We start from the raw sequence: 13,690 nt of genomic DNA, 5'->3' as shown, positions 1-13,690 counted from the left end.
GAGAGGCTGCGGCGGGGAGGTCGTCCATGCGCCGGCTGCTGCTGATTTTGTTCGTATGCGCCGCTGGGCCTTCATTCGCTGGGCCGTATGAGGATGGGCTGGCAGGCTATCGACGGGGCGACTTTGCGTCTGCGCTATCTTCGTATCGAATCGCCGCCAACCAAGGCCACGCGAAAGCGCAGTGCAAGCTGGGTTTGATGTACGAGTTTGGCCTTGGCGTAGCGCGAGACTACGCCGAGGCGGCGAAGTGGTTCCGAAAAGCGGCCGAACAAGATGATGCCGAGGGCCAGAATTACCTCGCCGGTTCATATGAGCAAGGTCATGGAGTACCCAAGGACGATGTGGCTGCAATGTCGTGGTATCGCAGAGCCGCCAACCTGGGCGACATCTCTGCGCAGATCCGCGTCGGTGACGGGTACAGGATTGGAAAGGGCGTAGCGCAGGACGGCGCGATGGCGATATCCTGGTATCGGAAAGCTGCCGACCAGGGCAGCATCCACGCGCAAAATCTTCTCGGCATCCTGTACGAGCAGGGCCGGATCGTGCCGCGGGACCACGCCGAGGCCGCGAAGTGGTACCGAAAAGCCGCCGACCGCGGCGACAAGGCCGCCCAGCAGCGTTTGCAGGACTTGCTCGACAAAGCCACGGACATTGGAGTGTGGCTACCGCTGGCCGAACATGGAAATGCCGAAGCCCAGTACAAGGTCGGCCTCATGCACGAAACCGGCGGGGGCGTGCCGCAGGACTTCGCGGCAGCGGCGTCGTGGTACCGCAAGGCTGCCGAACAGGGCCATGCCGCCGCCCAGGTCAATCTGGGTTTCATGTACGCCCGCGGCCGGGGCGTGCCGCAGGACTACGCCGCAGCGGTGCGCTGGTACCGGAAGGCGGCAAATCAGGGCAACGCCACCGCCCAAACCCTCCTCGGCTACATCTACGAAATGGGTGAAGGCGTGCCGCAGGACTATGTGCAAGCGCACATGTGGTTCAACCTCGCGACGTCGCGCCTTAGTGAGGAAAAAGAGAAGGAAGCACGCGATAGAGCCTTGGAAAGCCGCCGCAGGCTCGCCGCAAAGATGACGCCCGCGCAGATCTCGGAGGCGCAGAAGCTGGCCAGCGAATGGAAGCCTGCGCAGCCGATTGTTTCTCCGGCGGCACCAACCGATTCCGCAGCACCGCCACAGCGCAGCACGTCGGGATCATCGATACCAATGAAGAAGGACGGCGGGATCTATGTCGTTCCCGTTCTCATCAACAATGCCATCACGCTCGACTTCGCGGTCGATAGCGGTGCGTCCGATGTCACCATTCCGGAAGACGTTGTGACCACGCTGATACGCATGGGAGAAATCCGAGACACAGACTTTATGGGCGAACGGACCTACACGCTCGCCGACGGGTCGAAAATGCGGTCGAAGACGTTTCGCATTCGGTCGCTGAAGGTGGGTGACCGAGTTCTCGAGAACGTCACCGGCAGCGTCGCATCCACGAAAGGAATTCTGCTTCTCGGTCAGAGTTTTCTAGGCCGGTTCAAGTCCTGGTCGATCGACAACAGCAAGCATGCGCTGGTGCTGGAATAGCTGCTACCTGCCCTTCCACGCCGGCTTGCGCTTCTCGGCGAAGGCCTTTGGCCCCTCGACGGTATCCCCGCTCCGGGTCATCGCGACGAAGGCCGGATAGTCGAGATTGTGCATAGCCGTCTCGAGCGCCGGGACGTCGAGCGAGCGCATCACGACCTGCTTGGTCGCCCGCACCGACATCGGCGAGCAGGCGAGGATGTCGTTGGCCCAGCGCCGGGCCGCGCTCATCAGCTCGGCGTGCGGCACCACTTCGGTGACGAAGCCCAGCTCGAAGCCTTCCTTGGCCGAGACATGGCGGCCGGTCAGGAGCATGCCCATCGCCTTCTTGAGCGGGACCATCCGCGAGAGGCGCTGCATGCCGCCCGAACCGGCGGCCAGGCCGACCTTGGGCTCCGGCAGCGCGAAGGTCGCCTTGTCGGAGGCCACGATGAGGTCGCAGGCCAGCGCGATCTCGAAGCCACCGCCCATGGCGACACCGTTCACCGCCGCGATCACCGGCTTGTCGAGATCGAAGCGGCTGGCCAGGCCGCCCATGCGCCGCGGCGGATGAGCCGGCGACTTGCCCGTCTTCTTCCTGAGTTCCGCATGGTATTTCAGGTCGTTGCCCGCGCTGAAGGCCTTGTCGCCGGCGCCGGTGATGATCGCGACCCAGAGGTCGGGGTTCTCGTGAAAGCCGTCGAAGATGTCGGCCAGCTCCTGGTTCGCCATGGGATGGAGGGCATTGTAGACCTCCGGCCGATTGATGGTGACGATCAGCAGGTGGCCGTCGGTCTCGGTCTTGCTGTAGTCACCCATTGCACGTCCTCCTGTTCATGAGGCGATGATCTCATCGGATGAGGGGAAAGGCACTGTGATGCTATGGTCTCCCTTCGCCGTGCAAACGAAAGGCCGACCATGAGTTCAGCGACACTTGCCGCCCGCCGAGACCGTGCCTTCGGGGCCGGTGCGCCCTTGTTCTACAATGCGCCCTTGCACATCGTCCGAGGCAAGGGCGTGGAGCTGTTCGACGCCGAGGGCCGGCGCTACGTCGACATGTACAACAACGTCCCCTGTGTCGGTCATGCCGACCCCACTGTCGTGGAGGCGATGGCCCGCCAGCAGGCAACGCTCAACGTCCACAGCCGCTATCTGCACGAGGGTATCGTCGCCTTCGCCGAGCGCCTCGCCGCGCTGCACGGACCGTCGATCGAGAGCGTCGTGTTCAGCTGTTCCGGAACGGAAGCCAACGAAGTCGCGCTGCGCATGGCGCGCCTGGCGACCGGCAAGACCGGCATCGTCTGCACCAACGCGACCTATCACGGCAACAGCGAGGCGGTCGCGAAGCTGAACCGGATCGGCGCCGACCGCAACGCCGCCGGCGACGTGCGCGCCATCCCCTTCCCGGAGAAGCTCCGGCCGCTGCTGCCCGGCGCCAGCGAGGAAGAGCTCACCGAGGCCTATCTCGATCGCCTGCGCGGTGCGATCCGCAGTCTCGAGGAGGATGGCACGGGCTTCGCCGGCCTGATCGTGTGCTCGATCTTTGCGAACGAAGGATTACCCGACGTGCCGCGCGGGTTCATGCCGCGCGCCGCGGAGATCGTGCGCGCCGCCGGGGGCCTGGTGATCGCCGACGAGGTCCAGGCCGGATACGCCCGCACCGGCCGCTGGTGGGGCTATGAGGTCACCGGCTTCACGCCCGATATCGTCGTGACCGGCAAGCCGATGGGCAACGGCCTGCCGCTGGCGGCAACCGCCGCGAGCCGCTCGCTGGTCGAAGGCTTCCGCGCCGCGACGCGCTATTTCAACACCTTCGCCTCGAGCCCGTTGCAGGCGGCGGTCGGCATGGCCGTGCTCGACGTCATCGAGCGCGACGGTTTGCGCGAGAACGTCGCCACGGTGGGGGCGTTCCTGAAGTCGGCACTGGCCGAGCGCAAGGCGCACTTCGCCTCGATCGCCGACGTGCGCGGTCATGGCCTCTTCATCGGTGTCGAAATCGCCAGCACCGACGCCGCCCGGACTCCCGATGCGGACCGCGCCGTCGAGGTCATCAATCGTCTCAAGGACAAGGGATTCCTCACGAGCAACGCCGGCGCCTACAGGAACGTCGTGAAGATCCGCCCGCCGCTGGTCTTCGCGCGGCACCACGCCGAGGAATTTCTCGTGGCTTTCGATGCGACGATGGCCGAGCTCGATGGATAGGGAGACCGTCGATCGGACATTCACGCCGGCCGCGCTTGCTGCCCTGAGTTTCTTCCCGATCGATGCTGGCGATCTCTCGCTGGTTTCCCTGGCGGAGAACGTCACGTTCAGGGTTAAGGACCGGCGCGACGGCGGCGCCTACGTTCTCCGCCTGCATCGGCCGGGCTATCACACGCTCGACGAGCTGGTATCCGAGCGCGCCTGGATCCGCGCCCTGGCTCGCGCCGGCATCGAGGTTCCGGGCGCGGTGTCCGCGAGGGATGGGCGGGACTATGTCCCGGTGACGATTCCCGCTACCGGCGAACAGCGCTTTGCCGGGATGGCGCGCTGGACCGAAGGCCGCCTGCTCTCCGAGGTCCTGGCTGAGACCACCGACAACGCGGTGGTCGAGGACTACTTCGGCCAGCTCGGCGCGCTCACCGCGTCGATGCACAATCAGGCCAGCGCGTGGCGGCCGCCGCCGGGATTCAAGCGGCACGCGCTCGACAGCGACGGCCTGATGGGCGATGCGCCTCACTGGGGTCCGTTCTGGGAGCATCAGTCGCTTTCGGCCGGAGAGCGCAGCCTTCTCCTCGAAACCCGGGACCGGATGCACGAGAGATTGGCCCAGCTCAGCCGTGATCCATCGGTCTACAGCCTGATCCATGCCGATATGCATCCCGGCAACATTCTCATCGATGGCGACCGGCTGACCGTGATCGACTTCGACGATGCCGGTTTCGGCTGGCATCAGTACGATATCGCCGTCGTGCTGACCTATTGGCAGACGAAGCCGAACGCGGCGGAGATCGAGCGCGCCTTCCTCGATGGCTACCGCGCCGTCCGGCCGCTGCCCGACGATGCCCCGACATCGATCCCGATGTTCCGCCTGATCCGGTGGATGGCGTCGATCGGCTGGTTCCACCAGCGGCCCGAGCTCAAGCGCCCCGCCGTCTTCGAAGAGCGGAAGGCATGGGTGATCGAGCAATGCGCCGCGCTTCAGCGCGGCTAGCGAGCTCTCCGACAATCCGTCCAAGAGTGCGCAACGGCTCCCGCAAGGCAGTCAGTCTATGCACGTCAATAGAGACTTCGCGGTTCGCGAGAGACAGCACGCACTTTACGACCAGGTCGGAGGACCGCAGCAAGGCACCGAGGTGCTCTCGCCGCGGACCATATGATCCGCTGCCTATCATTTGACCGTGCGCGGGACCTAGGACCGCACTAAGCGGGCCGCCCGTGCTGTTCGGCAAGTACGGCCCGCATCTCCGCTGACCCGCCAACCCGAGGCGTCGGCCGCACCTGATGCCGCTGAGGCGAGACGGTCGAGTAAACGTTCGATCTGCTTAGGCCAGGTCGTCGAAGTCGTCAGAGGCAACTGGATATAGAATCGAATTCCAATGCAGCTGGAGCTCGTTGGTAACTCCGATCAGATTCGCCGTTATCCTTGCCATCTCCACGTCCACCCGGGGTAAGCTCACGGGAGACAGGCGAAAGGACTGAAATTGGCACGCATTCCCCGGCCACCCAACGAAGCCCCTCGCGAACCGCCGCCCGGTTCCATGCCGGCGCCTCCTCCTCAAATGCCGCCTCCTCGCCAGCCGCCTCCTGGACCTCCGCCCCCCGCAAGTGCTTGTACCGAAGCCGACCTATGATGTTACCCCCCGACTTTGCGCGAGCCATCGCGACCAGTTGTCGGCGTATTCAGGCCAACCCCCCGTCAAGGTGCCCAACCGTCCAGCGATGCCCAACGGCGCCTTGCCAGGCATCCTGTTCGGGCAATCAGAACGCCCGCTTGTTGCTCGAGCACTGACCCTTGCATGCGTCTGGCACGCAAGGTCGATCGGCAACCCCAACGGGGCGTAGGTCGATCAGTGCGGCCCGGAGGCGCCGGCGGCCTTTGCGATGCAACCCAGAGCAGCCTCCGAGGGTTGAGGCAAGGCGGTTCGAATTGGAAGCCGATCGGAGGGCTGCTCATGAAGTCGATCTTGGCCGGAGCCATGTTGGGTATTTGCGGACTGTCGAGCGTGGTCCTTGCTGACCCTTGGCGGGCGAAGGCGGCACTTGAGCCGGGAGCCCCCGCGGCTTGCCGGCAGGCCGACGTATCGAAGTTGGTCTTCGACTTCACCGAGACAGGCACCGAGCTTTCGGGGAAGACCACTGGCGGGCACGATTTTCGCGCTCCGGTCGCCGCCGACGGGTCCGTCTCCACCACCATCATGGTGCCGGTCGGTGCCAAGGAATTCGTTGTCGACCTTGTAGGAAATGCGAGGTCGCGCGAATTGCAGGTCTTCAACAAGGAATATTCCTGCCGCTTCAACCTCTCGCCCATACAATAGGGTTGGGTCGTCACCTGCTTGAACCAGACCGAGGCGGGCTTCGACTCAGGCTGATGGCCCGCTCCGCCCTTCCAATGTGACCGGCGTCTCGAGAGAGGGCCTTCCGCTCGTTCCATTGCTCGGGGCGAGGTGGATGTGTAGCGATTCGGCCGAAACGTTCGCAATTTCTGAGGAGCAAGCGTCAGGGTTAGCGCCGATGGGCTCGATTCCGTCACCCTGTTGACGCCGGGGCGGCGGACAGCTTGGCTGCAGGCAGGCCCGCGCGTCGTCGGGCGATTGTCGGGGGAACTCTCATGCGTCGCTTTTTCCTGCCGTTGCTGGCCGTGTTCGGGCTTTCGGCCGCGTCTCCTGCCGCGTCTGAGACGGTGCTGCGTGCGATCATGCACTCGGACCTCAAGATCATCGATCCGGCCTGGACGACCGCGCTGATCACGGCCCATCACAGCTACCTGGTCTACGACACGCTGTTCTCGCTCGATGAGAAGCTCGTGGTCCGGCCGCAGATGGTCGAGAAGTGGGAGGTCTCGCCCGACAAGCTTGCCTGGTCCTTCACCCTGCGCGACGGGCTGGAATGGCACGACGGCCAGCCGGTAACGGGCGAGGATTGCGTTGCCTCGATCAGGCGCTGGGCCGCGCGCGATCCGACCGGCCAGATGCTGATGTCCTTCGTCGCCGAGCTCGTCGCGCCGGACGCCCGCACGATCCGGATGGTGCTCAAGGAACCGTTCGGCCTCGTGATCGAGTCCCTCGGCAAGACGGGCGGCAATGTCGCCTTCATGATGCCCAAGCGGGTGGCCGAGACCGATCCCGCCAAGCAGATCGCCGATGCCACCGGCTCGGGTCCGTTCATCTTCAAGAAGGACGAATGGAAGGCGGGCGAGAAGACCGTCTACGTCCGCAATCCGAAGTACAAGCCGCGCAACGAGCCGCCCTCCGGGCTGGCCGGAGGCAAAGTGGCGAAGGTCGACCGGATCGAATGGATCTGGATCCCCGACACGCAGACCCAAGTGAACGCGCTGCTGAACGGCGAGGTCGACCTGATCGAGGCGATGCCTTACGACCTGCTGCCCCTGGTCGAGAAGTCGAAGGACGTGAAGATCCAGGTGATCGACAGGGCCGGGCGGCAGTACATCCTGCGCTTCAACACGCTGCAGAAGCCGTTCGACGACGCCAGGGTGCGCCAGGCCGTCGTCGTCGCGCTGAAGCAGAAGCCTTTCCTCGAAGCCAATGTCGGTGATGCGCGCTTCTATCGCGAATGCAAGTCGCTCTTTCCGTGCGGCCTGCCGCTCGAGTCGGAAGCCGGCTGGGAGGATCGCCTCAACGGCGATGCCGCTGCGGCGCGCAAGCTCCTCGCGGAAGCAGGATACGATGGCACGCCGATCGTGATCCTGAGTGCGAGCGACCTGGTCAATCACAGCAGTCTCGCGCCCGTCGCCAAGGCGCAGCTCGAGGCTGCCGGCTTCAAGGTCGATCTGCAGTCGATGGACTGGCAGACGCTGGTCGCCCGCCGCACCAAGAAGGAGTCGGCGTCACAGGGCGGTTGGCACATGTTCCCCACCTCGTCGGCGACGCTCAGCATCCCCGACCCCGTGTCGAACTTCTTCTTCAGCGCCTCGTGTGAGAAATCGATGTTCGGCTGGCCGTGCGATGCCGAGATCGAGAAGCTTCGCGCGGCTTATGCGCGCGAAACCGACGAGGAAAAGCGCCGCGAGATCGCCCGGCAAAGCCAGCGGCGCGCGCGCGAGTATCCGACCTACGTGCAACTCGGCCAGTTCACCGTGCCGACGGCCACGCGTGCGAACGTGAGCGGGCTGCTGACCGGGCCCGCGATCACCTTCTGGAACCTCGAAAAGAAATAGCCGCGCAACTTTCCGTCGCGGCCGGGTTCAGGAGATGGCGCTTCGATGACAATGGCGCCGCGCACGCGAATGTCGCATGGTTGCTGTCCGTTCTCGGGGAGGCATCGATGATCGCGGCACGGAAATCACTTTTGGCGGCGCTTCTGGCCGCTGGGGCGCTCGTGGGAGGCGCCGCCTGTGCCGGCACGCTCGACGACATAAAGGCGAAAGGCACGATCCGCATCGCCTATCGCGAGGACGCACCGCCCTTCTCGTTCCGCAAGGGCAATGCCGGCGAGCCTCTGGGCTTCATGTCCGATCTCTGCCGGGCGGTCGCCGCCAGGGTAGGGCAACAGCTCGGCCTCGCCGACCTCAAGATCGCCTACGTTCCCGTCACCTCGGCCGACCGCTTCGATGCCATCAGCGGCAGCAAGGCGGACCTGCTGTGCGAAGCCACCACCCAGACTCTGAAGCGGCGCGAGACGGTCGCCTTTTCCATCCCGACTTTCGTCGACGGGGCGAGCTTCATGATCGGCGCGAATGGGCCGCGGGACATCAAGAGCCTCGACGGCAAGACGGTAGGCGTGCTGGAAAACACGACGACCGAGGCCGACCTGAAGCGCGCCCTGCAGGCGGGGAAGATCAAGGCCGAGGTCGTCTCGGTCAAGACGCATGGCGAAGGCATCGATGCCGTCGAGAAGGGCACGGTGGCCGCCTACTACGGCGACCGCGCCATCCTCACTTTCCTTCTTCTCGACGGCAAGCCGCGCCCCGGCCTGATGATCGCGGACGCGTATCTCAGCGTCGAGCCCTACGCCTTGGCCCTGCGCCGCGGCGACGAGGATTTCCGCCTCGCCGTCGATCGCGCCCTGAGCCAGATCTATCGCTCGGGGGAAGTGGTCAAGCTGTTCGCGGCGTCCTTCGGGGCGACGACGGTGCCGTCGCAGATGCTGCAGGGGCTGTTCGTGACGTCGGCGCTGCCGCAATAGCTCAGTTGCCTGTCGCGTCCGGCCAGGGCGTGCCCCAGCTGTCGGCATAGGTGACGTCGGAGACGGGCTTGCGGGTGAGCGGCCCGTACTTCCGGGTCGGATAGCCGATCGGCATCAGGGCGAATGTGGCAACGTTGTCCGGGATGCCGAGCACCGCCTTCACCTCGTTCTCGTAGAGGATGTGGTTGGTCGTGATCACCGTGCCGAGCCCCAGCCCACGGCAGGCCAGGATGATGTTCTGGATCGCCGGGTAGATGCTGGAGCCGCTGATGCGCTGGACGTTGGCGAGATGGTCGGCATAACGCGCCTGCACGACATCGGGCAGGCTCGCACGCTTGGGCGGCTCGCGCTTCGTCAGGCACGGCACCAGGATGGCCGGCGCATCGGCCATATGGTCCCAGAGGTAGCCGCTGTTCGCCAGGAACTGGGCGAATTGCTCGTCGGTCAGATGATCGGGCTTCGGCCGTGCGGCGTAGACCGCGCTCGCATAGTCGGACGCCTTGCGATAGATCGCGGCGATCTGGCGGCGCTTCTCCGCATCGCGCACGACGATGAAGGTCCAATGCTGGGTGTTTCCGCCGCTCGAGGCGCGGATGGCGGCGTCGAGAACCTTGGTGATCAGCTCTTGCGGCACCGGGTCGGACTTGAAATGCCGTAGCGAGCGGGCGGTGTAGATCGCCTCGAACAACCCGATGTCTGCCGTCACGATTTTCTCCTTCGCCAATCCTACAGGATCTCATGTTGATTGGACCGCGAGCTTCCAGCTCGCTCATACGCGCATGTGAATGCGCTCAATCATGAGCGAGCTGGAAGTTCGTGGTCCAATGAGCATGAGGTCGCACGGCGCCCGCGAACTGATCGAGCGACCAGTGGCCCAGCACCTCGATTCGCGGCAGGCGCAACGGATCGCTGCCGAGATGCGCGAAACCCGGGGCGGTGGTGAAGCCGGTCTCGTAGCCGCAGCGTCCGGCGATGCGCACGAAGCGGTCGCTCGCCTCGCCGAACGGCGCGGCGATCGATGTGCAGGGCACGCCGAGCGCGCGCTCGAGCAGGGCGCGCGAGCGGACGGCTTCGCGCACGATCTCGCGCCCCGACAGCGCGTTCATGTGACTGTGGCTCGCCATGTGGCTGCCGAAGCGGATGCCGGCGGCGCCGAGTTCCTGGATCTCGTCCCAGTCCATCAAGGGTGCGGGCGTGCCGAAACCGGCATCCCATTGCGCCTTGCCGCCGACGTGGTCGGTGACGATGAAGACCTCGGCGATGAAGTCATGTGCCTGCAGGATCGGCCAGGCGGTGTCGTGGAAGTCGCGGTAGCCGTCGTCGAAGGTGATAAGCACCGGCCGGCCGCGGAGGGGCTGCCCGCTCGCCTTGTGACGGGCGAGGTCGGCCGAGGTCACCGCGTGATAGCCATGGCGGCGCAGCCAGCGCATCTGCGCGCGGAAGATCTCGGGCGACGTGCGGTAGCGCGCCAGGTCGGGCGGACCATCGGTCGCGATGCGGTGATAGTTCAGGATCGGCAGTTGCTCGACGCTCTCGCGCGCCTGCACCTCCGCGCGTCGCGCCTCGGCGCCGCCCCAGACGATGCTGCGCGCATAGGCGGGCTCCGGCGGCGGTCCGCTTTCGACCGTCTCGATCTCCGGCGGCGGCGCACGCTCACCGTCGCGCAGCCTGCGATAGAGGTCGATGCGGTAGAGCTCGGCCCGCATCGATCGCACGAGCGCAAGGCCGGGTGTGGCAGCCAGTGCTCCGGCGATTACGTCAACGCCGAACGGCCCGTCCCAATCGAAGCCGCTGCGAGTCGGATCGTCCTTCAGCAGGCGGGCATGGGCGGTCAGCAAATGGCCACCCGGCTTCAGGGCGGCGGCGAGCTTCGCCGCGATGCGCCGCAGCTCTGACTCGTCGCGCAGATCGTAGAGCACCTCGGAGCAGACCAGCAGATCGAGCCCGTCCGGCAACGGCTCGTCGAAGAAATCGAGGCGGCGGTAATCGACGTTGGCGAAGCGCGTGCAGCGTTGCCGCGCGCGGCTGAGCGCGGTCTCCGAGATGTCGGAGGCCGTGAGGTGTCCGACCCTCGGCGCCAGCAGTACGCTGAACCAACCCTCCGAGCAGGCGAGTTCCAGCGCGCGCTCGATCGTGCCGCGCGGCAGCAATGACAGCGTGCGGTCGTACTTGAGCTGCTCGTAGGCCGAGCCATAGGCCCACGGATCGGGGGCGCTGTAGACGCTCTCCCAATAGGCGCGGCGGCCGGTGTCGGACGGGCCGGTGTCCGGACCGGTCTCGGCGCTGCTTCTCGCCGGCGGGATCGGAACGCGGCCGGCCTCCGCGCGCGCGTCGTCGACCAGCGCGGTGAAAAGCGGATTGTTGCGGGCTTTTGCTGCCGATCCGTAGACTGCAAGGATGCTCTTGCGGACAATCCGCTTGGCGCGCGCGCGCAAACCGGGCCGGCCGCCCCGCCAATTGCGCACAATTGCGGGCATTTGCGGGATTGCCTCGGCCATGAGCTGCGCCCAGAAGCGCGGACGGTGCCAGGCGCGGGTGCCCTTTGCGAAGGCGCCGAGGCCCAGCGCCTCGATCGCGCCCTCGGCGACTTCGCGCCGCGACAGCGAGGCGAAGACCGGGACTTCGATCCAGCCCGCCTCACGGCCGGGGAGACGGAACTCCGCCTGCAGTGAATCGACCTCCGGTGGCACCTCGATCGCCGTGAGGCGGGTTGCGTCCTGGCGGACCAGCAGGGTGCGCCCGATCACCAGGCGCTCAGTAAGACGCTCGGGCCGGAACAGATCGGGCTCCAGCATATGCTCCAGCTGTCGCGCAAGGCCCGTCCGTCCGGCGGCGCGCTCGACCTGACGCAAGAGCTCCCGAACCGCAGCGATGAAAGTCGTGTCCTGGCTCAGCGGCTCGTCGGGCTGGATGCGCGCGCGCGCCCGCAGTCCGGCCAGGATCGTGGCGCGGCAGGTCTCGGCGATATTGCCTCCGTCGTCGGGGAGCGGCAGGACGAGGTCCGTGCCCCGGCCGCCATCGCCGACATCGAACGCCGCGCACCACAGGGCGAAGTGACCGAAGCTCGTCTCTTTCGTGCCGAGGCCGGGGTCGGCACCATCGGCGTGGCGCGGCGCCGGATGGAGCACCCGCGGATCGGCGGCGAAGGCGCGGTCGATCACGATCCGCGCATCGGCCAGCATGGCGTGCGCGTCGCTCGAGAGCGATCGGGCCCGCAGCCGGTAGTAGGCCACCGCATCCGGCACCGGATGGAAGACGGCGCCGGTGCGGGCGAGCCGATGCCAGAAGTCCCAATCCTCGCAAGTGCGCAAGGCAGGATCGAAGCCGCCGATCTCGTCGATCAGCGTGCGATCGATCAGGAAGCCATGGATGACCACAGGGCATTGCCGCGCCAGCACCTCGAACGGCGCGCGGGCGACCTCACTGCTCAGCCACAGCGGGCCGGCATGGCCGTTCGGGCTGACCCTGCGGCAGGCGGAGTAGGCCACGCGCGCACCCGGCCGGGCCCCGAGGACGGCGAGCATTTTTCGCAGGAATGCGGGCTCGATCCAGTCGTCGGAATCGAGGAACAGAAGCCAGTCGCCCGTCGCTTCGGCGATGCCGCGATTGCGCGCCGCCGACACACCCTGGGATCCTCGGCCGTCGCTCAGCAGGCGGATACGCGGGTCGCGGTCGACGTAGCATTGGGTGAGCGCGGCGGTCCCATCGGTCGAGCCGTCGTCGACCACCAGCGTAGTCCAATCGCCGCGCGTCTGCGCCAGAAGCGAATCGAGTGTCTCGCCGAGAGTCTCTGCCGCATTGCGCGCCGGGATGACGACGGAGACCGTCACCATATGACCTCAGTATAGAGCGGATACACCACCTTGCGGCCGATCCTGCGGCGGATGCGGCCGGCTGCGATCGTGACCGCGGTGTGAGCCAGGTATCCGGCGGTCCTGACGGGATGGACGGCGAACGCCTCGTGCAGCAGGAGCAAGGCCGTCGCAGCGCGTCCGCTCCTGCCGGCGCGATAGGCGAACCAAGTACGCGAGTCCTGAAGATGGTCGTCGAGCTCGTCGGCGTATTGTGGATACTTGGCGAGGAATTCCTGAAGCACGAGCTCGGTCGAACGGAACATCTGAAGCGAATCGGCCGACATCGAGTCGGGCAGCATGCGGTAGCCGACGAGGTAGCGCGGCACGACACGGAACTCCGCCACTTCGGCCACGCGCAGGCACATCAACAGATCCTCCGCCCCCTGCGCGCGGCGCGCCCGCAGGCCCGGTTCGTAGCCGCCGACGCGCTCGAACGCCTCGCGCCGCAGCAGAAGCGAGGAACCGTTACCGATCCAGTTGGCTTCGCAAAGGTCGCGGACCACCTGGCCTTCGAACAACGGCTGCGGCCCGAACGACACTACGCGGTTGCGCTGGTCGATGCTGGCGTACCAGCAATAGGCGAGCCCAGCCGACGGCCCGCCCTCGCGCAACGCGGCAAGCTGGTACTCGATCTTGGTCGGTGCCCAGATGTCGTCGGCGTCGACGAAGGCGAGGAATTGCGCCGGGGTTGCCGCCGCCCCTGTGTTGCGCGCAGCAGCGACGCCGGCATTGCCCTGGCGGACGAGGCGCACCCTCGGATCGCACCGGCACCAGCCTTCGACGATCGCCGCCGAGCCGTCGGTCGAGCCGTCATTGGTAACCACGATGTCGAGCCCGCGATGGGTCTGGGCGCAGATGCTCGCCAGGGTCGCCGCTATCGTGCGCTCGGCGTTGTACATCGGCACGACGACGCCTACTGTCTCCTCATCAGCGCCCATC

General features: G+C 66.2%; 10 protein-coding genes. 6 read left to right on the top strand and 4 right to left on the bottom strand.

Annotated elements, in window-relative coordinates; all coding sequences use genetic code 11:
- The first annotated feature begins 26 nt into the window (after nucleotides 1-26).
- The gene (locus ACQY8M_RS00155) at nucleotides 27-1,577 is read left to right on the top strand and encodes a retroviral-like aspartic protease family protein (protein ID WP_428668315.1); all 1,551 of its coding nucleotides are present in this window, start codon (nucleotides 27-29) and stop codon (nucleotides 1,575-1,577) included.
- Between the two features lie 3 nt (nucleotides 1,578-1,580).
- On the opposite strand, the gene ACQY8M_RS00150 is transcribed toward ACQY8M_RS00155, so the two are convergent.
- Nucleotides 1,581-2,372, bottom strand: coding sequence for an enoyl-CoA hydratase-related protein (locus ACQY8M_RS00150; RefSeq protein ID WP_428668313.1), 792 nt, complete (start codon nucleotides 2,370-2,372; stop codon nucleotides 1,581-1,583).
- A 99-nt stretch (nucleotides 2,373-2,471) separates the two neighbouring features.
- Here ACQY8M_RS00150 and ACQY8M_RS00145 point away from each other — a divergent pair, with 99 nt between their 5' ends.
- From ACQY8M_RS00145 to ACQY8M_RS00125, 5 genes are all read left to right on the top strand, one after another.
- Entirely contained in the window at nucleotides 2,472-3,755 is a 1,284-nt protein-coding gene (locus ACQY8M_RS00145) for an aspartate aminotransferase family protein (protein WP_428668311.1), read from the top strand.
- A complete protein-coding gene (locus ACQY8M_RS00140; protein WP_428668309.1) occupies nucleotides 3,748-4,746 on the top strand; it encodes a phosphotransferase enzyme family protein in 999 nt (332 codons plus the stop codon). The genes ACQY8M_RS00145 and ACQY8M_RS00140 overlap by 8 nt, the downstream gene beginning before the upstream one ends.
- A 961-nt stretch (nucleotides 4,747-5,707) precedes the next feature.
- Complete coding sequence (locus tag ACQY8M_RS00135; protein WP_428668307.1) at nucleotides 5,708-6,070, top strand: hypothetical protein; 363 nt, start codon at nucleotides 5,708-5,710, stop codon at nucleotides 6,068-6,070.
- 293 nt (nucleotides 6,071-6,363) lie between these two features.
- The gene (locus ACQY8M_RS00130) at nucleotides 6,364-7,929 is read left to right on the top strand and encodes an ABC transporter substrate-binding protein (RefSeq protein WP_428668305.1); all 1,566 of its coding nucleotides are present in this window, start codon (nucleotides 6,364-6,366) and stop codon (nucleotides 7,927-7,929) included.
- A 107-nt stretch (nucleotides 7,930-8,036) separates the two neighbouring features.
- Nucleotides 8,037-8,897, top strand: coding sequence for an amino acid ABC transporter substrate-binding protein (locus ACQY8M_RS00125; RefSeq protein ID WP_428668303.1), 861 nt, complete (start codon nucleotides 8,037-8,039; stop codon nucleotides 8,895-8,897).
- Between the two features lies 1 nt (nucleotide 8,898).
- On the opposite strand, the gene ACQY8M_RS00120 is transcribed toward ACQY8M_RS00125, so the two are convergent.
- From ACQY8M_RS00120 to ACQY8M_RS00110, 3 genes are all read right to left on the bottom strand, one after another.
- Nucleotides 8,899-9,603 (bottom strand): nitroreductase family protein, encoded by a 705-nt coding sequence (locus tag ACQY8M_RS00120; protein WP_428668301.1) that lies wholly within the window; start codon nucleotides 9,601-9,603, stop codon nucleotides 8,899-8,901.
- A gap of 85 nt (nucleotides 9,604-9,688) precedes the next feature.
- Entirely contained in the window at nucleotides 9,689-12,730 is a 3,042-nt protein-coding gene (locus tag ACQY8M_RS00115) for a glycosyltransferase (RefSeq protein WP_428668299.1), read from the bottom strand.
- Nucleotides 12,724-13,689 (bottom strand): glycosyltransferase family 2 protein, encoded by a 966-nt coding sequence (locus tag ACQY8M_RS00110; protein WP_428668297.1) that lies wholly within the window; start codon nucleotides 13,687-13,689, stop codon nucleotides 12,724-12,726. The genes ACQY8M_RS00115 and ACQY8M_RS00110 overlap by 7 nt, the downstream gene beginning before the upstream one ends.
- Nucleotide 13,690 lies beyond the last annotated feature (1 nt).

It is taken from the genome of Reyranella sp. (assembly GCF_965279465.1).
In the GTDB taxonomy this organism is placed as follows: Bacteria; Pseudomonadota; Alphaproteobacteria; order Reyranellales; family Reyranellaceae; genus Reyranella.
This window is presented reverse-complemented; position numbering and strand designations above follow the sequence as displayed.